This window comes from Comamonas sp. 14P8.1.4 (genome assembly GCF_057799285.1).
This window is the reverse complement of record NZ_JBYOKN010000020.1, coordinates 1-23,648: the sequence shown is the minus strand read 5'-3', so window position 1 is coordinate 23,648 and position 23,648 is coordinate 1. Positions and strand designations below refer to the sequence as shown.

The following is a 23,648-nucleotide window of genomic DNA, read 5'->3' as shown; positions in this document are numbered from 1 at the left end:
CAGAGATTGATTGCTAGAGCACATGCTTTCAAGCACGTGCGCCAGTTCACGAGCAGGCGCCGGACGCATCTATCGCAGATGCTGCGTCACATCTTTGAGCCAATCGAGCAGATGTCGCACCGCCGGTCGCATGCTCTTGCTGCCCAGGTGCACGGCATGAATGACGCTGGTCGGTGGGTGCAAATCTAAGGACACCTCGATCAACTGCCCTTGGTCGATGGCTTCGCGTACATAGATCTCCGGGATGATCGCCATGCCAATGCCTTGCTCCACCGCCTGCCGCAAGGTGGTCAGATCGTTCACCAGCAGGCGCGGGCGCAGCGGCAACTCCACCGGCAAGCCATCCTGCGCGATCAACTGCCACGAAGGCTGCCCGCTGGCGGTTTTCCAGGCCACGGCCGGCACATGCTCCAGCGTCTCTCGCAGGCTGGCTTTTAAGGCCTGCGCCCAGCTAGGGTGGGCCACCAGGCACAGCTTCATGCGCCCCAGCACCACGGGCACAAAATGCTGGGGATAGTCCATCTGCGAGCGGGCGCGAATCACAAAATCGACATCCTCGCTCTGGATGTCTACGGGGCGGTTCGAGATGTCCAGCTCCACGCGCACCTGACGGTAGATTTGCATGTAGCGCAGGATCTCATTGCCCAGGTGCAGCTGCATCAGCGAGGGCGGAATGGCGGCGCGCACCACGCCGCTGGGCTCGCGCTGCAGGTTTTCCACTATGGCAACGGCATCGTCCAGCTGGGCCAAGATGTCCTGACCGCGCTCGTGAAGAATCCGGCCTTGCTCCGTCAGCTTGAAACTGCGGGTGCTGCGCTCGATCAAGCGAGCGCCGAGTGCGGCTTCCAGCTCGGTGATATGGCGGCTGAGCGTGGCGCGCGACTGCCCGGTTTGGCGGTGGGCGGCGGTGTAGCCGCCCGCGTTCACTACATCCAGAAAGATCTTCAGGCTATTGAGGTCATGCATGGGCAGCGCAGCGCTGGGCTGCTGGGAGACATTCAGAGTTCATATTGCACTTTATTTGTATAAAAAATGGAATAGTGGTGGCCGGATTTGGCACTTTTTTTAGGTTTTGCACTGTTTAGCATCCAAGTCATCGATTCGTTTTTATTGACGCTTTTTCACCGCTGATGGGGGATGCCATGCAAAGTACAGTTTTGATCGCCACGACCTACGGTCAGGCCGATGTCCTTGAATTCTTGGGTGTAGCGCTTCCAACGCTGGCCGTGGGCATGGCGCGCATCCATGTACGTGCAGCCGGTATCAACCCCATCGATGCCCGGCGCATGACGGGTGAGTTCCGTCATGCCGCACTGCCACAAACATTTGGCACCGAGTTCGCTGGCGAGATCGTCGCGATCAACATGCCCGGAAATATCCGGTGGGTGGTTGGTGATACGGTCTTGGGGTCGGGCGGCGCTTTCACCCACGCCACCGTCATCGATGTGCCGGTGGGTAATTTGGTGGCCAAGCCGGTAGCTATGTCGTGGGAAGTGGCCGGTTCGCTGGCAGGCGCTGCCCAGACAGCCATGACTATCTTGGATGAAATCGGCCCGGTGCCGTCGCTGCTGGTGCATGGTGCATCCGGCGGCGTGGGCTCCATCACCGTGCAGTTGGCGCGCGAGCGTGGCATCGCCGTGGTGGCCACCGCATCGGCCAGCAACCAGGACTATTTGCGTGGGCTGGGCGCCACCCCGGTGGTGTATGGCGCCGGGCTGACCGAACGCCTTAAAGCCGTGCATCCTGCACCGTTTGCTGCCTCCATTGACATGGCGGGCACCGAAGATGCCACCCAAGCCTCATTGGAGACCGTGGCCGATGGCGGCTTTATGGGCTCCATCGCCGGGCGCAAGCTGTCGTCGCCTCGCATCAAAGCCGTCTGGGTGCAACGCGATCCTGCCAATCTGCAGCATGTGGCTGATGGTGTGGCTGCGGGGCGCTTCGGCTGGACGGTGAGCAAGACCTATCCGTTCGCGCAAGCGCCCGAGGCCTACCAGGCCATCCTGGAAGGCCATAGCCGTGGCAAGACCGTGTTGATGTTTTGACCTGTAAGCCGCCGGCCTGATGGCTGGCACGCCTATCAGAAGTCGGGGAGGGAGGATGAACGCCGCTGCACGCTTCATCCGCCACACATTCTGGATGCTGAATGCATCGCCTGACGCAAAGGAGCGACTGTGCAAAAAAGACAATCCCACCATCATCGTCAGCGCCCAGGCGCTGGACCGGCGCCTTCCGGGCCTTGCTCCGTTCATCTTTGGCGCTTACCACCAGGAACATTACCCCAAGGCGCGCTTTGCCCAGCAGCCGGACGGCCGCGTGGAAGCACAGCAAGTGCCGAACGCACCCGGCAATTCCAAAGTCTGACTTCTGTAGGTCCGCGGTAGGGTGGGTGCCAGCCCCGCCGCCGCGGGCCAGTACCTCACCGCACCCAGAGCCTGTACCATGATCCAACCCCTTCACGACAACCCCATTCTGGAATGCATTGAGCTGACATGGCCCTGGGTGGGTGTGGACCCCTTTTTGCTGTGCGCCCACCATGTGGAGCATTACCCGGCCGGCAATGCGCACTACGCGGTGCCAGAGCACCAACGGCAGGGCCACCCTGCCGGCAAGGACTACGCCAACCCCGATGGCTACAGCCTGTACGCCGGGGCCGACGGCATGCCGGGCTTTCCCAACCACCCGCACCGGGGGATGGAGACCGTGTCCATCCTGCACCAGGGCTATATCGACCATGCTGATTCGCTGGGCAACAGCGGCCGCTACGGGCCGGGCGATGTGCAGTGGATGACGGCCGGCGGCGGCATTCAGCATGCCGAGATGTTTCCGCTGCTGCACCAGGACCAGCCCAATCCGCTGGAGCTGTTCCAGATCTGGCTGAACATGCCGGGGCGCAAAAAAATGGTGCACCCCGAATACAAAATGATGTGGGCCGAGCAGATTCCGCACTACCGCCACGGCGGTGCCGACGTGCAAATCATTGCCGGTGCCTACCAGCCGCAGGAGCTAGATGCAGGGGCTGTCATCACCCCCATTCCTCCCACCGATGACACCTGGGCCGCAGACCCGCAGTCCGACGTGGCCATCTGGATGGTTGCGTTGGAACCCGGTGCCAGCCTCACCTTGCCGCCTGCGCAACTGGCGGCCAGCCAGCGCACCTTGTTTGCCTATGAAGGCAGCGGCTTGCTGGTGGCGGGGCAGGATGTGGGTGGCAACCGCCGCGTGCGCGTGGTGGCGCAAACGGCGTTGCCGCTGGCCAACCGCAGCGCGCAAACCGTGCGCTTGATGGTGATGCAAGGCGTGTCGCTGCAGGAACCCGTCATTCGCTCCACGGTGTATGTGACCAACACCATCGAAGAGCTGCACCAGGCCAAACGCGATTTTCAGCGCACGCAGTTCGGTGGCTGGCCTTGGGAGACGCGCCAGCCCATGCACGGCCCGGGCTTTGAGCGCTTTGCGCGCTTTGCGGGGCAGGAGGCGGTCGAAAAGCCATGATCTGCGCTGCCTCGGCGTCAATTCGATCGACCCGCTTTTCTGAGCGTGCAGGTATTGCCGCCACAATGAAAAAAGCCCGCAACTGCGGGCTTGGGAAGTTCATTGCTTCAGAACCAGTCAAACAGCTTGGGTGCTTCCAACTGGAACTTCTCATTTGTCATCACCCCATCAATAGCGGGCATGAGTTTCTGATGCTGAGGACCAATCGGTTCGATGCGAGAGCTGTAGTCGGTCTTGCCCAGGAGCGACATAAGCGCCCGAGTCGGTTTTGCGACAAATTGGCTCACTGACTGCAATAACTTTGGGTCATATTGTGGATCGAGTGATGAGGTGAAGTCATTTCGCAAACCCAACGACAGGGGGAACATGATGCCCATCTTGAATTTGTTAGCTACTTGCTCAACACATAGGTTGACTTCTTCTTTTTTACCGGAGCATGTCGACCCAAGGGTGAGTGCTACACCTTCGATGGGAAACTCAATGCCGAAAATGTTTTGAGCTTGAGACAGTGGGTTTGCTCGCTCGATGAATGTTTTTTCCCTAAACCAACGAACCTTTACCCGCATCTCTCCTCGATAGGCAACGGTAGGCGAACTGGCCATGTCGTCATAGATCGCGAGGAATTTCGCAGCAGCTTTCTCGTAGCCTTTATCACCAATACAACCTTCATCACAAGGGATCAATTTCACTCGCGGCGTTGTCATGACGATGACCTCGCCACGGTCAATCAAACGGCCCATCTCAGCTGCTTTATCGGTAGCCAGGTTTCCAGTGACGATGTCCTTGTTAAGCATTTCCGGCATATTGAGATTGGGGCGAAATTTAGCGATTCGCCAAGTGGCGTTCGCTAAGCTTGCATTTCCATCAATGAGAGTGCTTGAAACCAGTGCCTGATCAGGACTTGGCGCATTGGCAAGGACGGGGTGACCAAAAGCAGAGGTGTTCGCTTCAGTGGGAAGCGCAGCCTTGTTTTTTTGCTTTGGAGCAGTTGCAACGCAGCCCGACAAAACAACTGCGGATAAAAGCGTTACCGTCAAAAATCTCATATCAACCTCACTCCCTAATTTTTTAAAGCTCTCCAAATGTAACAAATTGAAGCTTTGGAGGAGTGCATAGTACCTGTATCTAGATGGTTATCGAGCGATGCTGTTTGTGAGAGGTTGCTTTGCCTTCGGCATTTTTGCTGCATATTGTGTCAGGTTGCGCGTGAACGACTGACGAGCATGGCATTGGATCAAACAGCTTTAGCCCTTTTACAACTGAAAATCCGTACCTATGTTGGATCGCTCAGGGTTATGCAATCAGAAATTCCAGCATCTTATTAGGAGGGCGTATTTATGTCGCTTCAAGCTTGGTTGGGGTTGCAGTGCTTTTTGAGTTCTATTAAAAATAATTGAGAATATGAAAAAAGAAGCTCAGATGAGCTCCTTTTTTACGGCACCAACAATTAATCAATCGCAGGTGTATAAGTGCCTTCTGCGATGGCAGCTTTAATACAATTTGCTTCGCTGACCACGAGGGTGAGCAAGTTCTTCACGTTATCCAGCGTTGCAACGGGGCTTAAAGTGGTCATTTTCAACGACTTAATCGACCCCACTTTAGTGACCCCGATATTCGCTTCACCACGTGCGAATAATTCATCCGCTACGTTTTGATTCAGCGTATCTAGCAGCTCTGCGGGATATCCTTCAGGAATGACACGGAACAATACCGATGCAAACTGGGGGGCAACCAGCATTTCCAAACCGTCTGTGGCGGTAATGTAGTCAGCCACTTCGCGCGTCAAAGTCACACCGTGGTCAATCATCGAGCCATACAGCGCTTCACCCAGTGCTTCAATCGTCATCCACAATTTCAACGCATCAAAACGGCGCGTGGTTTGCAATGACTTCGACACCAAATTGGGCACGCCATGCTCTTCGTCGTAAGCCGAGTTCAAGTACTCGGCTTCGTAGTGCATGAAGCGATAGTTCGCTGGATCTTTCAGCAAGAACGCGCCACACGAGATAGTCTGGAAATAGTGCTTGTGGAAATCCAGCGTGACGGAGTCCGACAGTTCAATGCCAGCCAACATGCCGCGGTGATCATTCGACAGAATCAACGCGCCGCCCCAGGCCGCATCAATATGCATCCACGCGCCATATTTGTCGCTGATGGCACGCACTTGTTGCAGTGGGTCAATTGCACCCGCGTCGGTGGTCCCTGCAGTCGCCACCACACACGCAACGATTTTGCCCTCGCTCTGCAGGCGGGCCATGGTTTGCTCCAACGCATCCATGTCCATGCGCGCGTTGGCATCCACAGGCACCGTCACCACCGATTGGAAGCCCATGCCCATCATGGCCATGTTCTTTTGCACCGAGAAGTGGGCGTTTTCAGAGCAGATGACTTTGACGTTACGCATTGCGTCCGCAGGCACACCATCGCGCTGAACAGACCAAGGATTGCCGTTTTCGTCGGTCCAGTGCTTGGCAATGCAGGCATCGCGCGCCAGCAGCACACCCATCAGGTTGGACTGTGTGCCACCCGATGTGAATACCCCGGCTTGCCCGGCACCGTAGCCCACTTTTTGACGCAGCCAGTCAATCAGCTGCACCTCCATCAATGAGCCAGCAGGGCTTTGGTCCCAGGAGTCCATTGATTGGTTGGTGGCATTGATCAGCACTTCTGCGATTTGACTGGTCACCATGGTGGGGCAGTGCAAATGCGCCAGCGAATGCGGATGGTGTACTTTGAGGCTCTTGTTGAGGAACAACTCAACCATGCGCTCTAAAGATTTTTCAACGCCGAGGCCTTCTTTGGAAGGATTGAAGGCAATGGCGCTGCGCAGCTCTTTGATGCTGCCGCCCGTGTACATCTTGTCGTTTTGCAACCAGGCTGCCACGGCTTTCGTGGCTTGATCCATGGCCAATGTGTAGTCTGCAATCGATGCAGCATCGTTGCACAGCAAGGCTTTACGGTGTTCTGCGAAATTCACCATGATTTAAGCGCCTCGCACGGCAACCAGCGCTTCAGCCACTGATTTCTTAAAGCGCACGATGACTTCTTCACATTCAGCTTGCGTAATGATAAGTGGGCACAGCAAACGGATGACGGTGCCGTTGCGGCCACCTTTTTCCAGCAGCAGCTTGTTGTTAAAACATGCTGTTTGAATGGCGGCTGCCAGTTGTGAATCTGCAGGCAGTGAGCCCATGTGGTCAGCGGGCAGGCGCTCATCCACAATTTCAATACCCAGCATCAAGCCGCGGCCACGCACGTTACCGATACATGGGAATTCCGCGGCCATTTCCTTCAATGCAGCTTGCAGAAAATCACCGCGCTCTTGCGCGTTGTGTGCCAGGTTCTGCTCTTTGATGGTTTTCAAAGTGGCAATGCCCGTGCCCATGGCCATTTGGTTGCCACGGAACGTACCCGTGTGACCGGCTGGCTGCCATGCATCGAATTTTCGCTTAATACCCAAGACTGCCAATGGCAAGCTACCGCCAACGGCCTTCGACATCACGATGACGTCTGGCTCAATCCCTGCATGCTCGAACGCGAACATCTTTCCGGAGCGTGCAAAGCCCGCTTGCACTTCGTCCAAAATCAGCACAATGCCGTGCTTTTCAGTGACTTCACGGATTTTCTTCAACCATTTGACGGGGGCAGTGACCACACCGCCTTCACCTTGAATGGCTTCCAAAATCACTGCTGCGGGCTTTGTTACACCGCTTTCCACGTCTTCGATGAAGTTTTCAAAGAAATACGTCAAGGCATCCACACCGGCTTGGCCGCCGATACCCAATGGGCAACGGTATTCGTGTGGGTAGGGCATAAACTGCACGCCTGGCATCAAGCCATGGACCGCATTCTTTGCAGACAAATTACCGGTCATTGCCAACGAGCCGTGCGTCATACCGTGATAGCCACCCGAAAAGCTAATCACGGAGCTACGACCCGTAAATGTTTTGGCCAACTTAATGGCTGCTTCTGTGCCATCTGCCCCCGATGGGCCACAAAATTGCAGGCAATATGCTTCTTTACCCCCTGGCAATTGCTCCAGCAATGCTTCGGTAAATGCATCCTTTAAAGGCGTTGTTAAATCCAAAGTATGCAATGGCAGACCACTTGTCAGCGTATCTTGAATACTTTGAATAACCGCAGGATGGTTATGGCCCAAGGCCAAGGTACCTGCTCCTGCTAAACAGTCGAGGTACTCCGTACCTTCAACATCGGTAACCCAGCATCCTTGTGCTTTGGCAATCGCTAACGGCAATTTACGTGGATAACTACGTACGCTAGATTCCATCTGACTTTGGCGAGTCAAATAATATTCGTTAGTAGATTGAGAAACAGGATTTACTGAAGAAACGCTCATATCGAATTACCATCTCTGATATGGGGTGAAAAAAAGTCGGGGGACTTGGGGTCTTTGACTTGGTGCTTTATATCTAGCCAGACAGTTTTTGCTCGTCAAAACCAGGAGCGCGATGATACCTAATAGGTAATCACCCTATAAACCATTGTTCTGAGATGTAGGGCCACGTGGCCATGGCACGCCGCGGGGGTGCTTGCAGGCAGGTGCTCAGGGGCGCAGCAAACGGAGCAGCAAGAGCTTGTGCTGCGGGCGCAAAGCCTCGATTTGCTCTGCAGTCAACGGTGCACCGCTGGCCAAAATGGTGAACAGGCTGTGCACCATGGGCACCATCAGGATGGAGCCATCTTGCAGGCTTATGGGCGCGCTCAGCAAGCCCTCGGCCGTTGCGCGTTGCAGCAGGCGCTCATGGTTGTCGGCATGCATGCGCATCATTTTCTGGTGCCAGTCCTGCATGGGTTGGGGCAGACGGGGTGCCTCTGCCAGCAGCAGGCGGATGGTGGGCAAGATGGCGGGGTCGGTCAAGCGCTGCAGTGTGTGGTGCACAAAGGCGTCGACCAGCTCTTCCAGGTTGCGTACATGGGCAGGCCACCAGTTGAGGTTCTCTCGCAGCGGAACTTCCACCACACGCTCCAGCAGTTTCTGCAGCAGTGATTCTTTGCTGGGAAAGTGGGCATACAGCCCGCCCTTGGACAGGCCCGCTGCCAGCGCAATGTCTTCCATGCGCGCTGAGCGATAGCCGTGGCGCGAAAACTCCTGCAATGCCGCATCCAGTATGTGGTGGATGCGAACTTCGGCAGGCAGGCGCTGGCGGCGTTTGGGGGTGTCTTGGGGCATGAGAAGAAGGTACAACGGCTGACTGCATTATCTGGCAGCTAGCTGCGCGAAGACGGCGCTTTGCGCGCATTTCAAGGTTGATGCCCGTTTTCGCTTGGGATATGTCAAGAAATGACAGTGGCGCTGCGTGCCGATTGGCAGGCGGGTCGGCCTTGGCTATGCTGGTGTGCATGGCATTTGCAAACCACACGGGAACGCGTTGGTCTTTCAGGCTGTGTACAGGCATCGTCGCCCTGTCGCTGATGGGGTGCGCCTCTGCGCCCACCCCGCAAGGCAAAGTCACGAGTGACCGCTTCACCATGCAGGAGCTGGTGCAGTCCGACAGCAACCGGATTGCCACATTGGCCATGGCGGAGAACATCGACAGTCTGATGCGCTTGATGGACAAACTCTACCAGCGCAATCCCAGCGAATGGCGCAAAACGGCGGCAACGCGCGAGGCCGCCATTGCCAAGGTGCGTACGGCGATGCTGGAGCGCCAAACATGGCCTGCCTTGGATGGCCAGCGCGATGTCACGGCGTTGAGTAAGACACTCAGCCCGGATTTTGCGGGTGATCGCGTGGGTGCTTTCGTCTACGCTATGGGCGATATGCTGATCACCGCGCATGGTGGCCGAACCAGTTTTACCTTGGTTGATGGTGTGCACGCCCAGCATATCTATAACGCCGCACGCAATATTGAGATTGCCAACTGGGTGCTGAACACGCGCAAAAATGGCCAGGGGCAGCTGCTTTTGCTGTCCAACCACATCTCAGATCAGGAGCGCAATCTGAGCTTTGAGCGCGAGATGGGTAAGTTGATTGCCCGCCTGGATCTGGTGGCCAGCTTTGGCGCTGAACGAGTGCGGCGCGCCGCCATTGGCTTTGGGCAGGCCCTGGTGGCTGGGCCATTTCTGCCTTTTTTACCGGTGCGTTAAACGTGCGCTTAGCGCCAGTGCGCTGCTTGGTCGCAGCGCCTGCGCAGCCTCAGGGTGCTGGATGGTGTACGCCCAGCAGCTCGTGCAGGCGGGTGCTGGTGGTGGTGTACTGCAGCAGCACTGGTTTGTCGGTGAGGTATTCCGCAATCGAGAACCCCGCCAGCGTGGCTTCGTGGAAGCCGCACAGCAGCAGCTTGCGCTTGCCTGGGTAGAGGTTGATGTCGCCCACGGCATAAATGCCTGGCGCTTCCGTCACAAAGGTGCCGGTGTCCACGGGCAGCTGTTTTTTGACCAGCTCCAGACCCCAGTCTGCCACCGGGCCGAGCTTGGGAGAGATGCCCTGGTACACCAGCCATTGCTGCACAGGCAGCTCCAGTGTGCTGGCATCGGGCAGGCTGACCTGTACGCTGAGTAGCTGCGCGCCGTCTGCCTGCAGAGACAGCGGCTGTGCAGCCAGCACGCGGATGCGGCTTGCGTCCTGGTGCGCTTTCAGCTGATCCAGCAGGGCCTGGGGGGCGGTAAATACCTCGCGGCGGTGCATCAGCGTGACGCTGGCAGGCTGTGTGGCCAGCGCATCAATGGCGGCTTGCACGGCCAGCTCATCGCCACCGTGCACAAGCACGTGCTGCCCGCTGAGCCCCAGCGCAGAAAGCTGGGCGGGGTGGTAGTGCACGCTGGTGCCCACCAAGGCCTCGATGCCTTCAAGCTTGAGGGCCTTGGGCACAAAGGCGCCCACACCCGCAGCAATCACCACGGCCTTGGCGCACAGCACTGTGCCAGCGCTGGTGCCCAGCAGCCAGCGGCCATCGTCTTGCTGCTGCAGTGTCTGCACCTGCTGGCCCAGGTGCAGCGTGGGGGCAAAGGGCGCCATCTGCAGGCGCAGGCGTTCCACCAGCTCAGCCCCTGTGCAGGCCTGAATGCCGGGAATGTCGTAAATCGGTTTGTGCGGGTACAGCTCGGCGCACTGGCCGCCCAGGTGCGGCAGGGCGTCGATCAGGTGGCAGTGCAAGCCCTGCAGCCCCAGCTGGAACACCGCGAACATGCCCACGGCACCCGCACCAATCACGGCAACGTCGGTTTCAACAGCAGCAGGCAAGGCGGTGGCAGTGGTCATATCGGTCATTGAAAAAGCAAAAAGCCCCATTGCTGGGGCTGTTTCAAGCGCAAAGGGGGCGCGGTTTAGCGCTCCAGCAAGTCCAGCTTACCGGGCTTGCCATTCCAGTCGTCGGCGTCGGGCAGAGCAGCCTTACGCTTGGTAATGCTCTTCCAGCCCTTGGCCACAGCCAGCTCGGCGTTGAGCTTGATGAAAGCCAGCTGGTCGGCGGGCGTATCTTCTTCGGCAAAGATGGCGTTGGCGGGGCACTCAGGAATGCACACCGCGCAGTCGATGCACTCATCGGGGTCAATCACGAGGAAGTTTGGGCCTTCGCGGAAGCAGTCCACGGGGCAAACGTCCACGCAGTCGGTAAATTTGCACTTGATGCAGTTTTCGGTGACGACGTGTGTCATGAGGAATTTCTTCTTATGCAGTGGGATCGGAATAAGCCCACGATTTTAGGTTTTTTCTGAATCCCTGCCACAAGCAGGCGGGGATTCAGGACTGCCAGCCTGTGTTTTCTAGACTGGAATCAATGGCAGGCGTGTGTTCAGCGCACCAAAACCGCGGCGGCGGTGGCGTTGCTGGCGGTGTCGACCAAGATCATAGACCCCAGCGCGCGGCTCTGGGCAAAACGCGTTGTGGGAATGGCTTCTTGCAGCGCAAAGTCCACCACGCCGATGGCGTTGGGCTCCAGCTGCGAGGCATCTTCCTCGGCCAGCGTATTCACATTCAGGCGGTGCACCACGCGCTGCGCCTTGGCTTTCACCCAGCGGTGGCCATGCAGCGCCCAGTACACGCGCCCGGGCACCAGGGGTTCATTGTCCATCCACGCCACGGTGGCCGTCAGGCTGCGGCTGCTGGGCCAAGCGGGTTCGGCGGCAGGCGTGTCAAAGTCATCTGCAGCCACTTCGGCCTGCACGGGGGCGGCCACGACCCAGTCGCCGCGCGAGACATCGACCTCGCGGTCCAGCGTAATACCGGCGGACAAACCCGCTGCCACGCCCTTGGGCGCGCGGGCGTGGTCAATCACCTGGGCGATGGTGGCCAACTGGCCGCTGGGCAGAATTTGCACCTGTGCGCCTACGGTGGCACTGCCCGTAGCTACACGGCCCCAGAACACGCGGCGGCCCTGGGTGGTGATGGCGCTGTCGTGGAATTTTTCGACCCATTGCACGGGGAATGCCAAGGGCAGTTCGGTATCCGCAGGCGTGTTGGGCAGCTTTTCCAGCAGTTGCAGCAGGCTCGGGCCTTCGTAGCCGGCCCAGCCGATTTCGCGGTTGACCACGTTGTAGCCCTTGAGTGCAGACACGGGGATGGTCGCGGCCACGATGATGCCCGCTTCTTGCGCAAAGCGCTGCAGCGCGCCTTGGATGTTTTGGAATGCCACAGCGGGGTCAGCCACCGCGTCCAGCTTGTTCACCGCAAACACCAGCGAATGCACGCGCAGCAAATGCGCCAGCAGGCTGTGGCGGCGGGTTTGCGGCAGCAGGGCCAGGTCGGGGTTTTGCCATTCCAGCTTGGTGGCATCCACCAGCACCACGGCGGCGTCGGCGCTGCTCACAGCAGTCACCATGTTGCGGGTGTACTGCTCGTGCCCCGGCGCATCGCCAATGATGAACTTACGCGCATCGGTGTTGAAGTAGCGGTAGGCAACGTCAATGGTGATGCCTTGCTCGCGCTCGGCGGAGAGGCCATCGGTCAGCAGCGCCAAATCCGTCTCGCCCGATTTGGTCACGCCCGCCAACTGGTCTTGCAGTACCGCGCGGGTGTCGACCAGCAAACGGCCAATCAACGTGGATTTGCCATCGTCCACCGAGCCGCAGGTGATAAAGCGCAGGGCCGAGGCAGAATCTGTATCAAATTTGCCTGTAGCGCTTGCTGTACCTGCGCTGGTAGCTATGGAATTTATGGTTTCAGTCATCGAAAGCTTTCAGTGATTGAGCCAGGGCGTGCCCCCAACTCAGGCACGGCCCACCTCAGAACCACCGCGCAAGGGCCGCCCCGCCGCGCTGGTGGTGTCCCCCTTCCAAAGGCGAAGCCTGCAAGAGAAGGGGGAAGGCGCAAAGCGCCTCAGGGGGATGAATTAAAAATAGCCGTCTTTCTTGCGCTTCTCCATCGAGGCTTCGCTGGTCTTGTCGTCCATGCGGGTGGAGCCACGCTCGCTGACTTCGGCGGACAAGGTTTCGATCACGATGTCAGCGGCTGTGGCCGCCGTGCTTTCCACGGGGCAGGTGCAGGTGATGTCGCCCAAGGTGCGAAAGCGCACATCGCGCACCACGACCTGCTCGCCATCTTTGGGTGGGGTCAGCTCGGTGACCGGTACCAGCAGACCTTTGCGCTCGACGATGTTGCGCTTATGGCTGTAGTAGAGGCTGGGCAGGGCAATTTGCTCACGCTCGATGTATTGCCACACGTCCAGCTCCGTCCAGTTGCTGATGGGGAACACGCGGAAGTGCTCGCCGGGCGCAATGCGGGTGTTGAACAGCGTCCACAGCTCGGGGCGCTGGGCTTTGGGTTGCCATTGGCCAAAGCTGTCGCGGTGGCTGAAGATGCGTTCCTTGGCGCGGGCCTTTTCCTCGTCGCGGCGGGCACCGCCAATCAACGCGTCAAAGCGGAATTCTTCAATCGCTTCCAGCAGTGTGACCGACTGGTGCGCATTGCGCGGCTCTTCAGCGTGGGCCAAGCGCACGGTGCCGCGCGCCATGGAGTCTTCCACGCTGCGCACGATCAGCTCGGCGCCCAGTTCCTTGGCACGCAGATCGCGGAAATCGGTCACTTCCGGGAAATTGTGGCCGGTGTCGATCATCAGCAAGGGATAGGGGATGCGGCCCACGCCAAAGGCTTTTTCGGCGCAGCGCAGCATGACCAGCGAATCCTTGCCGCCCGAAAACAGCAGCGCAGGGCGTTCAAAAGCGGCAGCCACTTCGCGCAGGATGAAGATGGTTTCCTCTTCCAGCGCATCCAGGTGGCGGTTGCTGAGTTGGCTCAGCACTTGGGATTCCACACGGGCGTTCATACAAATACTTTCAAGCTAAATTGGCCTCTAGCCCTTATCTAGTAAGCGCTAGTAGCTATATTTTTAATGGCTCAAGTGCAGCCCGCACTCGCGCTGCTCTTCGCCCTTGGTGGGGTCCACGTAGTCGAAGTTGTTGGGCAGGCCGTGCTTTTCGCAGTAGTCGTACAAGTCTTTGGACGACCAGTGCAGCAGCGGTGCCACCTTGATCAGCCCATCGGGGTTGATGCTCACGGGCTCCATCTGTGCGCGCACGGCGCTGTCGGTGGCGCGCAGGGCGGTGAACCAGACTTGCGGCGCGGTCTCGCGCAGGGCGCGGGTAAAGGGTTCGAGCTTCACTTCTTCGGTGAACGCCGCGTGGCGCGGGTCGTCCAGTGCGGGCGTCGCACCTTCCACGGCTTCGCGGTGGGCGCGGCTACGCAGGGGCAAATAAATCTTCAGGTTCAGGCCCAGCTGCTTGGTCACCGCGTCGGCAAACTGGTAGGTCGCTTCGGTGTTGTAGCCGTTGTCCATCCACACCACGGGCACATCGGGCTGCACGCGGCTGACCATGTGCAAGATGACGGCTTCAAACGGGCGGAAGTTGGTGGTGACGATGGCGGCCTTGTTCAGGCCCAGCGCCCACTGCACCAGCGCTTGCGCGTTGTGGCCCAGCTCGGCATTGATGCGGTCAAGGTCGAGGGTGCTCATGCGTGCTCCGCCACAAAGTGGGGCTGGTGATTGACCGCATCGGCCTGGTAGTAGCCGCCAAAGCGCTCAAACTGGCGTTGGGCATCGGCCTGATCTACACCTTCGCGCAGCACGGCCGAGCTAAAGCCGGTGCGCTGCATTTGCACCAGTTGGTCAATCAGCACATCGCCGGTGGCGCGAATGTCGCCGGCAAACTTCAGGCGGCGGCGCAGCCAGTAGGCCTGGGTGAAGGCGCGGCCATCGGTGAAGGCGGGAAAGTGCAGGTCGATCTGCGTGATGCCGTCCAGATTCACTTCCAGGGCATTCACATCGTTGGCCAGCACCAGCACGCCATTGGCGCTTTCGGCAGGGCTTTGATAATCGGTATGGGCCAAGATCTTCATCATGTAGTCCTTGTGGTTCTTGGGCTTAGGCGGAAGCTTCTTCCACTTCGGGGGCGGGGTGGCGCGCGGCCTTGCCTGCTTCCTTGAAGGGGTCCAGACCAATGCGGCGCACGGCGTCGATGAAGTGCTCACCGGGCTCACGCAGATCGCGGTAGGTGTTGAGTACGGCTTCGAGCACGTCGGGCACTTCGGCCGCCGAGAACGAAGGGCCAATCACCTTGCCGGCGACGGCATCCCCCGACAGCGTTGAGCCATCGGAGCCGCCCAGCGTGACCTGATACCACTCCTTGCCGTCCTTATCCACGCCCAAGATGCCAATGTGGCCGCTGTGGTGGTGGCCGCAGCTGTTGATGCAGCCGCTGATGTGCAAATCAATTTCGCCGATATCGTCCAGCTCATCCAGATCTTGGTAGCGCTGGGTGATGGCTTCGGCAATGGGCAGGCTGCGGGCATTGGCCAGCGCGCAGAAATCACCGCCGGGGCAGGCAATCATGTCGGTCAGCAGCGCCACATTGGTGCTGGCCAGGCCCAGTTCCTTGGCTTTTTGCCACAGGGCGTACAGCTCGGCGGCGTGCACCCAGGGCAGCATCACGTTCTGGTCGTGGGTCACGCGGGCTTCACCGGCGGAGAACACATCCACCAGATCGGCCAGCGCGTCCAGCTGGTCGCCAGTGGCGTCGCCCGGGGCTTGGCCGGTGCGCTTGAACGACAGGGTCACGGCGCGCAGCGCAGGGTTCTGGTGGGCATGCACATTGCGTTGCACCCAGCGGGCAAAAGCTGGGGTGGCGGCAATTTGCTGCTGCAGCTCGGCATTGGCTTGATCGGCCGATACCGCAGGGTGGCCCGACAGATCGGGCGACTGGAACATGGCGGCCACGCGGTCAAACTCGGCCTGGGGCACGGTGTGGGGGCCACCGTCGATCTCGACGATCTGGCGGTATTCCTCTTCCACGGCGTCGATATAGGCCTGGCCTTCGGCCTTGACCAAGATCTTGATGCGCGCCTTGTACTTGTTGTCGCGGCGGCCCAGCTCGTTGTAGACGCGCACGATGGCTTCGATGTAATTCATGATCTGGTTCCAGGGCAGGAACTCACGAATCACGGTGCCAATCACCGGCGTGCGGCCCATGCCGCCGCCCACAAATACCTTGAAGCCGACTTCGCCGGCGTCGTTTTTCAGCAGGTGCAGGCCCACATCGTGCCAACCCGTGGCGGCGCGGTCTTCCTTGGCGCCACTGATGGCGATCTTGAACTTGCGCGGCAGGAAAGCGAACTCGGGGTGCAGCGTGGTCCACTGGCGCAGGATTTCGGCATAGGGGCGGGGGTCGACGATTTCATCGACCGCCACGCCGGCCAGTGCGTCGGTGGTGGTGTTGCGGATGCAATTGCCGCTGGTCTGGATGCCGTGCATTTGCACGGTGGCCAGCAGGTCCATCACATCGGCGGACTTGGACAGCGGAATCCAGTTGAACTGCACATTGGTGCGCGTGGTGAAGTGGGCGCAGTGCGTGGGCAAAAAGGTGGTGCCCAGCTTGCCTTGGCCTTCCATGGCTTCTTGGAAGACAGCGGCTTCGGGTTCGTCGTATTCGCGGGCAATCTTGGCCAGCACGCGCAGTTGCTTGGTGTTGATTTCACCGTAGGGCACGGCCACGCGCAGCATGGGGGCGTAGCGCTGTACGTACCAGCCGTTTTGCAGGCGCAGGGGGCGGAAGTCATCTTCGGCGAGCTTGCCGGTTTGCCAGCGCTCCAGCTGGTCGCGGAATTGGGCGGCCCGTTGATTCAAGAAGGCTTGGTCGAATTCTGTGTATTGGTACATGGCGCTATCGTCATCGTGGGAGGATGAGCATCCGACGGATGGTTTTCCTCTGTATGGCTGCGCACTGTATGCAAGGTCTTTATAAAAACAAACGATTGTTTTGTTAGCCAAATATTATTTTTGGATATATGAAATGTCATGCGGGTGCCGCACTGCCTGCGTGCTGCAGGCACAAAAAAACCTCCGCACCGGTGTGGTAGGAGGTCGGGGGCGCGGTGAGCGCAGCGGGCCGGCGCCGCGCCTGTGCCTGCGAACGGGCAGGGCTGGGTTTAGAAGGGCTTGGCGCCCATCAACGCGGTCAGCACCAGCAGCATGGCCAGCTGCAGCACCAGCAGCACGCGGCGGCTGCCGGCCTGGGCCGGGGTGGCGCTGCGCTTGGCAAAACCGATGCACAGGCCGTGCACCACATACAGGATCAGGCCGATGTAGGGGTACATCATGTGCTGCCAGGGGCCGATGAAGGTGACGCCCAGGCCCGTCAGCGCGGCCAGGCCGCCCAGCACGCGGGTGAACACATAGACCAGCGTGGATTTGGCGGCTGGGGTGGGCTTCCAGGCCAGGGCCAGGTAGGCGATGGACAGCAGCAGTGTCAGCACTGCGAAGAGCATGTGGGAGTGTTTGAGGGCGGTATACATGGCAGTGGGTGGGGTTAGGGCGCCAGCTGTGTAAAAGCAGGAGCGGCTGGCGCTGGAATTGTTGGGTTTTGCATGCGATTGTGCGTGCAAATGCTTTTAACAGGTGCGCAATCAGCTATCTTTTTCCGCAGCAGCCTGGGGCGCGCGCAGCGTCTCCAGGTGGATGCTGGTCTCAGAATGGCTGATGCCCTTGATCAGGCGAATGCGCTCCAGCGCACGGGCCAGCTCGGGCAGGCTGGGCACTTGCAGCTCCGCCAGCAGATCCCACTGGCCGTTGGTGGCGTGCAGCGCCTGCACGGCGGGCTCGCCCAGCAGCGTGGCGGTTACGCGGCGCGCATCGTTGCCTTCAATGGCAATGCTCATCCAGGCTTGCAGACCGCCGGTTTCCGCCTCGGGCTTGAGGCGCAGCGTGTAACCCACGATCACGCCATCGTCTTCCAGGCGGCGCAAGCGGTTGGTGACGGTGCCGCGCGCCACGCCCAGCCGCGTGGCCAGCGTGGCCACGCTTTCGCGGGCGTTGTGGCGCAGCAAGGCAATCAGGCGCTGGTCGATTTGGTCAAGGTTGAACATAGTGCGCGCTAAGGCTATCTAAATGGCAACTATTTGACTATTTAACGCACAAATTGGCAATTTGAATTGCTGCCACCCTGTGCCACGCTCTGTCTATATCTCTGATATGTTCTGGACGGAGCCTGCCATGCCCACACGTTTACACACCCAGCGCCAGCCGCAACCCCGCACACCGCAGGTGCACACCGAATTTCTCAGTGCGACCGATGCCGCACGGCTGGTCGCGCGCCTGGGGCTGGACACCTGCCTGCGCCAGATCGTGCAGGCGCTGGCGGCCGACTTTGCGCGCTGGCCAGAGTTTGACAAGAGCGCGCGCACGGCTGCGCATTCGCCCCACGGCGTGATCGAGCTGATGCCCGTGGCCGACGCGCACGACTACGCCTTCAAATACGTCAACGGCCACCCCATCAACACCCAACACGGCTTGCCCACGGTGATGGCCTTTGGCGCGCTGGCCGATGTGGCCACCGGCACACCGCGCTTTGTCAGTGAGCTGACACTGACCACGGCCTTGCGCACGGCGGCCACTTCGGTGCTGGCCGCCCAGCACCTGGCGCGTGCCGACAGCCGCTGCATGGCGCTGATTGGCAACGGCGCACAAAGCGAATTTCAGGCCGTGGCCTTCATGGCGCTGCTGGGCGTGCGCCGCCTGCAGCTGTTTGACGTGGACGCCGCTGCCACCGCCAAGCTGCTGCGCAATCTGGCACCGTGGGCCGCGCGCTGTGGCGCCGAGCTGGTGGCGCTGGACAGCGTGCGGGCTGCCGTGCAGGGCGCAGACATCGTCACCACCATCACTGCCGACAAGACCAACGCCACGATTGTGGATGCCAGCATGCTGGAGCCCGGTATGCACCTGAACGCCGTGGGCGGCGACTGCCCTGGCAAAACCGAACTGTCCGCCGAGGTGCTGCGCTGCAGCAGTGTGTTTGTGGAGTACGAGCCGCAAACCCGCATCGAGGGCGAGCTGCAGCAAATGCCGGCGGATTTTGCCGTCACCGAATTTTGGCGTGTGCTGGCCGGCCAGGCCCCCGGGCGCACCTCCAATGCGCAGATCACCGTGTTCGACTCTGTGGGCTTTGCACTGGAAGACTATGCCGCCCTGCGCAGCATGCAAACCCTGGCGCGGCAGGCCGGGCTGCTGTCGGCGATTGAGCTGGTGCCCACATTGGCCGACCCCAAGGACTTGTTTGCGCTGCTGCAACAGGCTGCGGGCACGGGTACAACCGTTTTTCAAAAGGTGGCGTGAATGCAGGATATTCAAAAATCAGAGCTGTTGGCGCAAGAGCAGCAAGAGCTAGATGCCAAAAAGGCTGTCACCTTGATTGGGGTGCCCACCGATGTGGGTGCTGGCCGCCTGGGCGCCGCCATGGGGCCTGATGCGCTGCGCGTGGCCCAGCTGGGCCGGGCCTTGGGTCGCTTTGGGGTGGAGGTGCAAGACCTGGGCAACCTGGCTGGCCCGCCCAACCCGCGTGGCCCCCGCGATGCGCAGGGCCTGCGCAACTACGCCGAATGTCTGGCGTGGAACCAGGCCACGCACGACGCCGTCTATGCCCAGCTGCAGGCCGGGCGCATGCCCATCATGCTGGGCGGCGACCACACGCTGGCCACCGGCTCCATCAGCGCCGTGGCGCGCCACTGCCGCGCTGCGGGCAAGCGCCTGCGCGTGCTGTGGCTGGATGCGCACGCCGACTGCAACCTGCCCGACATCAGCCCCACCGGCAATCTGCACGGCATGCCGGTGGCCAGCTTGTGCGGCCACGGCCCAGAACCGCTGGCGTCCATGGCTGGCTTTACGCCGGCGCTGCAGGGGCCGGACATCTGCCAGATCGGTCTGCGCAGCGTGGATGAGGTGGAAAAACGCATGATCCAGCGCCTGGGCCTGGAAGTGTTCGATATGCGCGCCATCGACGAACAAGGCATGCGCGCCGTGATGCAGCAGGCCCTGGCCGGGCTGGATGGCCCGGAAGGCGCCGATGTGCACTTGCATCTGAGTTTTGACGTGGATTTTCTGGACCCCGACATCGCCCCCGGCACCGGCACCACCGTGCGCGGCGGCCCCAATTACCGTGAAGCCCAGTTGTGCATGGAAATGATTGCCGACACGGGCCGGCTGGGCTCCATCGACATCGTGGAGCTGAACCCGGCACTGGACATCCGCAACCAGACGGCCGAGCTGGTGGTGGATTTGATGGAAAGTCTGTTTGGCAAGAGCACTCTGGTGCGGCGCACGCTGTAAATCAGCGGCGGAAGTGATTGGTGCAAGCTTGGTGACAGCAAAGCACGATAGTTTGTAACAAAAATATACATCGCTATGCGCTTTAGCTGAAGGAGCCTGTGAAGGATATTGCGAGCCAAGATCTCAAAACCATTCTGCATTCCGCGCGTGCGCAGATCTATTACTTGGAGCATTGCCGTGTCCTTGTGAACGGGGGCCGCGTTGAATATGTGACCGATGCCGGTAAGCGCAGCCTGTACTGGAATATTCCCATCGCCAACACCACCAGCATCTTGCTGGGTACGGGCACATCCATCACCCAGGCGGCGATGCGCGAGCTGGCCAAGGCGGGCGTATTGGTGGGTTTTTGCGGCGGCGGTGGCACGCCGCTGTTCAGCACCAATGAGGTGGATGTAGAAGTGGCTTGGCTCACGCCGCAAAGCGAATACCGGCCCACCGAATACCTGCAAGCCTGGGTGAAGTTCTGGTTTGACGATGAGCTGAGGCTGGAAGCCGCCAAACAGCTGCAAAGCCTGCGGCTGGAGCGCTTGCTCAAAGAATGGAGCACCCGCGCTTTGCGCGAAGCCGGCTTTGCGGTGGACTTGGCGCGGTTGCAAGCGCTGGTGCAGCAGTTCAAAACCTTGGTAGCCCAGGCGCAAGATGTCACGGCGCTGCTGACCGATGAAGCCCGGTTGACCAAGGCGCTGTTCAAGCTGGCGGTGGATGCCACAGGCTATGGCGACTTCACCCGTGCCAAGCGCGGCACAGGTACCGATTCCGCCAACCGCTTCCTGGACCACGGCAACTACTTGGGCTATGGCTTGGGCGCCACCGCCACCTGGGTGCTGGGCTTGCCGCATGGCCTTGCTGTGCTGCACGGCAAAACCCGGCGCGGCGGCCTGGTGTTTGATGCCGCCGATCTGGTCAAAGATGCGGCTATCTTGCCGCAGGCATTTTTGTCGGCCATGCGCGGTGATGATGAGCAGGCTTTCCGGCGCAACTGCATTGAAGTGCTCACGCGCAGCGAATCGCTGGATTTCATCATCGACAGCCTCAAAGCCATTGCCTCCAATACGGCGCGCATGGCCCAGCAAACCAATGCGAACCAAGCGGGGCTGGCATGAATGTGCTGTTTGTCTCGCAATGCAGCAAACGCGCGTTGACCGAAACGCGGCGCATTCTGGACCAGTTTGCTGAGCGGCGCGGCGAACGCACCTGGCAAACACCCATCACCCAGGCCGGGCTGGACACGGTGCGCAAATTGCTGCGCCAGAGCGCCCGTAAGAACACCGCCGTGGCCTGCCACTGGATTCGCGGGCGCGATCACAGCGAGCTGCTCTGGGTGGTGGGCGATGGTCGCCAGTTCAATGCCGAAGGTGCGGTGCCCACTAACACCACGGCCCGCAATGTGCTGCGCAGCGAGGACGAGAACACCTGGCACCACCTGCCGCTGATTACCGCATTGGTGGCCTTGGCCGCGCTGCTGCACGATTTGGGCAAGGCCACGCAAGCGTTTCAAGACCGGCTGCGCAACCCAGGAATGCGCGAGCGCAACCACTACCGGCATGAATGGGTGTCGGTGCGGCTGTTTCAGGCTTTTGTGGGACAGGGCGATGACGCTGATTGGCTGCAGCGCCTGGCGGCTTGCGCTGATTCGGATACTGACGGCAAGGCGTTTGAGGCATTTTGGCTGGATCACGCCGGTGGGCGTTTGGTGCGCGATGGTTTGAGCGATGCGGGTTGGAGTGCCGATCAAAAAGAAGCCGGCAACCCATTTGCTGGTCTACCGCCTTTGGCGCAGGCCGTGGCGTGGCTGGTGCTGACCCACCACCGCTTGCCCTGTCTGCCCAATCGCCAAGATGCGAGTGGGTTTGACGACGATGCCGAAGAGGGGCGACAGCTTTTCAAGCGCTTTGGTTCGCGTCCTTCCGATGTATCGCCGCGCTTGCTCCACGGCCTGCTGGCACGCATCAATGCCGACTGGAACGAGCCGCGCGAAGCTGTGGATGTCGCCAAGCTGCGGGCGCATTGGCATTTCCCGTATGGTCTGCCCGTCAGCCAGCTGAGCTGGTGCAAACAAGCCGCCCGCTATGCGCGCAAGTTGCAGGAGCTGGCGCCGCAGTACCCACAGACGTCTGTTTTGCACGACCCATTTGCCATGCACATCAGCCGCATGTGTTTGATGCTGGCGGACCACCACTATTCCAGCATCGAAGACGAGGCACCGCGCAAGCTGTTCCGCAACGATGGCTATCCGCTGCATGCCAACACTCTCAAAAACAGTAGCGAACAGCGCTTGAAGGGCGGGATCAAACCGCCATTTTTCAATCAAACGCTGGACGAGCACCTGCTGGGCGTGCAGGCCCACGCTAGCCTGATCACGCATTCGCTGCCCACATTGGCGCGCAGCCTGCCAGCCTTGCAAAACCACAAGGGCCTGAAAAAGCGCAACAGCAATACGCGCTTTCAGTGGCAAGACAAGGCAGCGGACTTGGCGGCCAGCGTGCGCCAGCGCGCTGCCAGTCAGGGGGCGTTCATCGTCAACATGGCCTCGACTGGCTGTGGTAAAACCCTGGGCAACGCGCGCATCATGAATGCGCTGGCCGATCCGGCCTTGGGCATGCGCTGTGCATTTGCCATTGGCCTGCGCACCTTGACCTTGCAAACCGGCCGCAGCTTTCAGCATGATCTGGGGCTGAACGATGAGCAACTGGCCATCAAGGTGGGCGGAGCCGCCAGCCGTGCGCTGTTTGAATATTGGGAGCAGCAGGCCGACGCCACCGGCTCCGCCTCCAGCCAGGCATTGCTGGACGAAGGCGGCCAAGTGCTGTTTGAAGGCAATGACCAGCACCCGCTGCTGGAGCGCTTGACGGACGACGCTCAGGTGCGCCGCCTGATTGCCGCACCGCTGCTGGTCTGCACGGTCGATCACCTGACACCCGCCACCGAAAGCCTGCGCGGTGGCCGCCAGATTGCGCCCATGCTGCGCTTGCTCACCGGCGATCTGGTGCTGGACGAGCCCGATGACTTTGACATGGCCGACTTGCCCGCGCTCACGCGTTTGGTGCACTGGGCGGGCTTGCTGGGAAGCCGTGTTTTGTTGTCATCGGCCACTTTGCCGCCGGCATTGGTTGAAGGGTTGTTTCGCGCCTATCGAGCTGGGCGTGAAGTGTTTCAACGGCATCGCAGCGAGCGGCCTCAGGAACCCGTTAACGTCTGCTGCCTGTGGGTGGACGAGTTCCATCAGTGCAGCGCAGATTGCGCGAAGAACACCGACTTCAATGCAGCGCATGACGAGTTTGTAGCAAAGCGCACGGCACAGCTGGCTAAAGGAGCCAAAGAGGCACCACGTCGTTTGGCCCAAATCGTGCCCGTGGATGAATTGCGCGAAGTAGGTTTGTCTGACCAGCAGCGTCGAAAAAATTAGGCATTTTCATGCTGCAGAGAGCATGGATTCTGCATCAGGATACGCAAAACAATAGCATCGATCCGGTCAGCGGCAAGCGCGTTAGCTTCGGCTTGATTCGCATGGCCAATATTGCGCCGCTGTTTGAGGTGGCCTTGGCCATGTATGCGCAAGGCGCGCCAGCACCCGACGTGCGAGTGCATCTGTGCGTGTACCAC

General features: G+C 60.1%; 23 protein-coding genes. 9 read left to right on the top strand and 14 right to left on the bottom strand.

The window, feature by feature from the left end:
- Positions 1–69 precede the first annotated feature (69 nt).
- Positions 70–966, bottom strand: a complete 897-nt coding sequence (locus AC27VO_RS16345; protein WP_488667778.1) for a LysR substrate-binding domain-containing protein — start codon at positions 964–966, stop codon at positions 70–72.
- Positions 967–1,142: 176 nt separating this feature from the next.
- Here AC27VO_RS16345 and AC27VO_RS16340 point away from each other — a divergent pair, with 176 nt between their 5' ends.
- The 3 genes from AC27VO_RS16340 (at position 1,143) to AC27VO_RS16330 (ending at position 3,495) form a co-directional block, all read left to right on the top strand.
- Positions 1,143–2,045 carry an NADP-dependent oxidoreductase gene (locus AC27VO_RS16340; RefSeq protein WP_488667777.1) on the top strand — a complete coding sequence of 301 codons (903 nt, stop codon included), beginning with the start codon at positions 1,143–1,145 and terminating at the stop codon, positions 2,043–2,045.
- A gap of 55 nt (positions 2,046–2,100) precedes the next feature.
- On the top strand, positions 2,101–2,364 hold the full coding sequence (locus tag AC27VO_RS16335) for a hypothetical protein (protein ID WP_488667776.1): 264 nt from the start codon (positions 2,101–2,103) through the stop codon (positions 2,362–2,364).
- Positions 2,365–2,442: 78 nt separating this feature from the next.
- A complete protein-coding gene (locus AC27VO_RS16330; protein WP_488667775.1) occupies positions 2,443–3,495 on the top strand; it encodes a pirin family protein in 1,053 nt (350 codons plus the stop codon).
- 107 nt (positions 3,496–3,602) lie between these two features.
- Here AC27VO_RS16330 and AC27VO_RS16325 read toward each other — a convergent pair whose 3' ends face one another.
- The 4 genes from AC27VO_RS16325 to AC27VO_RS16310 form a co-directional block, all read right to left on the bottom strand.
- The gene (locus tag AC27VO_RS16325) at positions 3,603–4,541 is read right to left on the bottom strand and encodes a hypothetical protein (protein ID WP_488667774.1); all 939 of its coding nucleotides are present in this window, start codon (positions 4,539–4,541) and stop codon (positions 3,603–3,605) included.
- Between the two features lie 401 nt (positions 4,542–4,942).
- A complete protein-coding gene (locus AC27VO_RS16320; protein ID WP_488667773.1) occupies positions 4,943–6,475 on the bottom strand; it encodes a pyridoxal phosphate-dependent decarboxylase family protein in 1,533 nt (510 codons plus the stop codon).
- Between the two features lie 3 nt (positions 6,476–6,478).
- Positions 6,479–7,852, bottom strand: coding sequence for a diaminobutyrate--2-oxoglutarate transaminase (locus AC27VO_RS16315; protein ID WP_488667772.1), 1,374 nt, complete (start codon positions 7,850–7,852; stop codon positions 6,479–6,481).
- Between the two features lie 207 nt (positions 7,853–8,059).
- Positions 8,060–8,686: a TetR family transcriptional regulator gene (locus AC27VO_RS16310; protein WP_488667771.1), complete on the bottom strand. Its 627-nt coding sequence runs from the start codon at positions 8,684–8,686 to the stop codon at positions 8,060–8,062.
- A gap of 170 nt (positions 8,687–8,856) precedes the next feature.
- Between AC27VO_RS16310 and AC27VO_RS16305 the strand changes: the two genes are divergently transcribed.
- Positions 8,857–9,603: a hypothetical protein gene (locus AC27VO_RS16305; protein WP_488667770.1), complete on the top strand. Its 747-nt coding sequence runs from the start codon at positions 8,857–8,859 to the stop codon at positions 9,601–9,603.
- Positions 9,604–9,652: 49 nt separating this feature from the next.
- On the opposite strand, the gene AC27VO_RS16300 is transcribed toward AC27VO_RS16305, so the two are convergent.
- The 9 genes from AC27VO_RS16300 to AC27VO_RS16260 all read right to left on the bottom strand — a co-directional run bounded on the left by AC27VO_RS16300 (position 9,653) and on the right by AC27VO_RS16260 (position 17,809).
- Entirely contained in the window at positions 9,653–10,717 is a 1,065-nt protein-coding gene (locus AC27VO_RS16300) for an NAD(P)/FAD-dependent oxidoreductase (RefSeq protein WP_488667769.1), read from the bottom strand.
- Between the two features lie 65 nt (positions 10,718–10,782).
- A complete protein-coding gene (gene fdxA / locus AC27VO_RS16295; protein ID WP_488667768.1) occupies positions 10,783–11,112 on the bottom strand; it encodes a ferredoxin FdxA in 330 nt (109 codons plus the stop codon).
- Positions 11,113–11,249: 137 nt separating this feature from the next.
- A complete protein-coding gene (locus AC27VO_RS16290; protein ID WP_488667767.1) occupies positions 11,250–12,623 on the bottom strand; it encodes a sulfate adenylyltransferase subunit 1 in 1,374 nt (457 codons plus the stop codon).
- A gap of 162 nt (positions 12,624–12,785) precedes the next feature.
- Positions 12,786–13,718, bottom strand: coding sequence for a sulfate adenylyltransferase subunit CysD (gene cysD / locus AC27VO_RS16285; protein WP_488667766.1), 933 nt, complete (start codon positions 13,716–13,718; stop codon positions 12,786–12,788).
- Positions 13,719–13,781: 63 nt separating this feature from the next.
- Positions 13,782–14,405: a phosphoadenosine phosphosulfate reductase domain-containing protein gene (locus tag AC27VO_RS16280; RefSeq protein WP_488667765.1), complete on the bottom strand. Its 624-nt coding sequence runs from the start codon at positions 14,403–14,405 to the stop codon at positions 13,782–13,784.
- Positions 14,402–14,788 (bottom strand): DUF934 domain-containing protein, encoded by a 387-nt coding sequence (locus AC27VO_RS16275; RefSeq protein ID WP_488667779.1) that lies wholly within the window; start codon positions 14,786–14,788, stop codon positions 14,402–14,404. Before AC27VO_RS16275 ends, AC27VO_RS16280 begins: the two co-directional genes overlap by 4 nt.
- A 25-nt stretch (positions 14,789–14,813) precedes the next feature.
- On the bottom strand, positions 14,814–16,604 hold the full coding sequence (locus AC27VO_RS16270) for a nitrite/sulfite reductase (RefSeq protein ID WP_488667764.1): 1,791 nt from the start codon (positions 16,602–16,604) through the stop codon (positions 14,814–14,816).
- A 269-nt stretch (positions 16,605–16,873) separates the two neighbouring features.
- Complete coding sequence (locus AC27VO_RS16265) at positions 16,874–17,212, bottom strand: hypothetical protein (RefSeq protein WP_488667763.1); 339 nt, start codon at positions 17,210–17,212, stop codon at positions 16,874–16,876.
- Positions 17,213–17,350: 138 nt separating this feature from the next.
- Positions 17,351–17,809: an Lrp/AsnC family transcriptional regulator gene (locus AC27VO_RS16260; protein WP_488667762.1), complete on the bottom strand. Its 459-nt coding sequence runs from the start codon at positions 17,807–17,809 to the stop codon at positions 17,351–17,353.
- A gap of 127 nt (positions 17,810–17,936) precedes the next feature.
- On the opposite strand from AC27VO_RS16260, the gene ocd reads away from it, so the two are divergent.
- The 5 genes from ocd to AC27VO_RS16235 all read left to right on the top strand — a co-directional run.
- The gene (ocd, locus tag AC27VO_RS16255; protein WP_488667761.1) at positions 17,937–19,055 is read left to right on the top strand and encodes an ornithine cyclodeaminase; all 1,119 of its coding nucleotides are present in this window, start codon (positions 17,937–17,939) and stop codon (positions 19,053–19,055) included.
- Positions 19,056–20,045 (top strand): arginase, encoded by a 990-nt coding sequence (gene rocF / locus AC27VO_RS16250; protein WP_488667760.1) that lies wholly within the window; start codon positions 19,056–19,058, stop codon positions 20,043–20,045.
- Between the two features lie 98 nt (positions 20,046–20,143).
- A complete protein-coding gene (gene cas1f, locus AC27VO_RS16245; RefSeq protein WP_488667759.1) occupies positions 20,144–21,148 on the top strand; it encodes a type I-F CRISPR-associated endonuclease Cas1f in 1,005 nt (334 codons plus the stop codon).
- Positions 21,145–23,451 (top strand): type I-F CRISPR-associated helicase Cas3f, encoded by a 2,307-nt coding sequence (gene cas3f, locus AC27VO_RS16240; protein ID WP_488667758.1) that lies wholly within the window; start codon positions 21,145–21,147, stop codon positions 23,449–23,451. Before cas1f ends, cas3f begins: the two co-directional genes overlap by 4 nt.
- An 8-nt stretch (positions 23,452–23,459) precedes the next feature.
- The coding region (locus AC27VO_RS16235; protein ID WP_488667757.1) for a hypothetical protein at positions 23,460–23,648 on the top strand (189 nt) is incomplete at its 3' end.

Bases quoted from the DNA above. Each gene is read 5' to 3' on its own strand.
- cas3f (WP_488667758.1), top strand. From the start codon at position 21,145: ATGAATGTGCTGTTTGTCTCGCAATGCAGCAAACGCGCGTTGACCGAA.
- AC27VO_RS16335 (WP_488667776.1), top strand. From the start codon at position 2,101: ATGAACGCCGCTGCACGCTTCATCCGCCACACATTCTGGATGCTGAAT.
- AC27VO_RS16265 (WP_488667763.1), bottom strand. From the start codon at position 17,212: ATGCTCTTCGCAGTGCTGACACTGCTGCTGTCCATCGCCTACCTGGCC.
- AC27VO_RS16315 (WP_488667772.1), bottom strand. From the start codon at position 7,852: ATGAGCGTTTCTTCAGTAAATCCTGTTTCTCAATCTACTAACGAATAT.
- AC27VO_RS16300 (WP_488667769.1), bottom strand. From the start codon at position 10,717: ATGACCACTGCCACCGCCTTGCCTGCTGCTGTTGAAACCGACGTTGCC.
- fdxA (WP_488667768.1), bottom strand. From the start codon at position 11,112: ATGACACACGTCGTCACCGAAAACTGCATCAAGTGCAAATTTACCGAC.
- ocd (WP_488667761.1), top strand. From the start codon at position 17,937: ATGCCCACACGTTTACACACCCAGCGCCAGCCGCAACCCCGCACACCG.
- AC27VO_RS16275 (WP_488667779.1), bottom strand. From the start codon at position 14,788: ATGAAGATCTTGGCCCATACCGATTATCAAAGCCCTGCCGAAAGCGCC.
- AC27VO_RS16310 (WP_488667771.1), bottom strand. From the start codon at position 8,686: ATGCCCCAAGACACCCCCAAACGCCGCCAGCGCCTGCCTGCCGAAGTT.
- AC27VO_RS16345 (WP_488667778.1), bottom strand. From the start codon at position 966: ATGCATGACCTCAATAGCCTGAAGATCTTTCTGGATGTAGTGAACGCG.
- AC27VO_RS16340 (WP_488667777.1), top strand. From the start codon at position 1,143: ATGCAAAGTACAGTTTTGATCGCCACGACCTACGGTCAGGCCGATGTC.
- AC27VO_RS16290 (WP_488667767.1), bottom strand. From the start codon at position 12,623: ATGACTGAAACCATAAATTCCATAGCTACCAGCGCAGGTACAGCAAGC.
- AC27VO_RS16280 (WP_488667765.1), bottom strand. From the start codon at position 14,405: ATGAGCACCCTCGACCTTGACCGCATCAATGCCGAGCTGGGCCACAAC.
- AC27VO_RS16305 (WP_488667770.1), top strand. From the start codon at position 8,857: ATGGCATTTGCAAACCACACGGGAACGCGTTGGTCTTTCAGGCTGTGT.
- AC27VO_RS16270 (WP_488667764.1), bottom strand. From the start codon at position 16,604: ATGTACCAATACACAGAATTCGACCAAGCCTTCTTGAATCAACGGGCC.
- AC27VO_RS16260 (WP_488667762.1), bottom strand. From the start codon at position 17,809: ATGTTCAACCTTGACCAAATCGACCAGCGCCTGATTGCCTTGCTGCGC.
- AC27VO_RS16325 (WP_488667774.1), bottom strand. From the start codon at position 4,541: ATGAGATTTTTGACGGTAACGCTTTTATCCGCAGTTGTTTTGTCGGGC.
- rocF (WP_488667760.1), top strand. From the start codon at position 19,056: ATGCAGGATATTCAAAAATCAGAGCTGTTGGCGCAAGAGCAGCAAGAG.
- AC27VO_RS16330 (WP_488667775.1), top strand. From the start codon at position 2,443: ATGATCCAACCCCTTCACGACAACCCCATTCTGGAATGCATTGAGCTG.
- AC27VO_RS16320 (WP_488667773.1), bottom strand. From the start codon at position 6,475: ATGGTGAATTTCGCAGAACACCGTAAAGCCTTGCTGTGCAACGATGCT.
- cysD (WP_488667766.1), bottom strand. From the start codon at position 13,718: ATGAACGCCCGTGTGGAATCCCAAGTGCTGAGCCAACTCAGCAACCGC.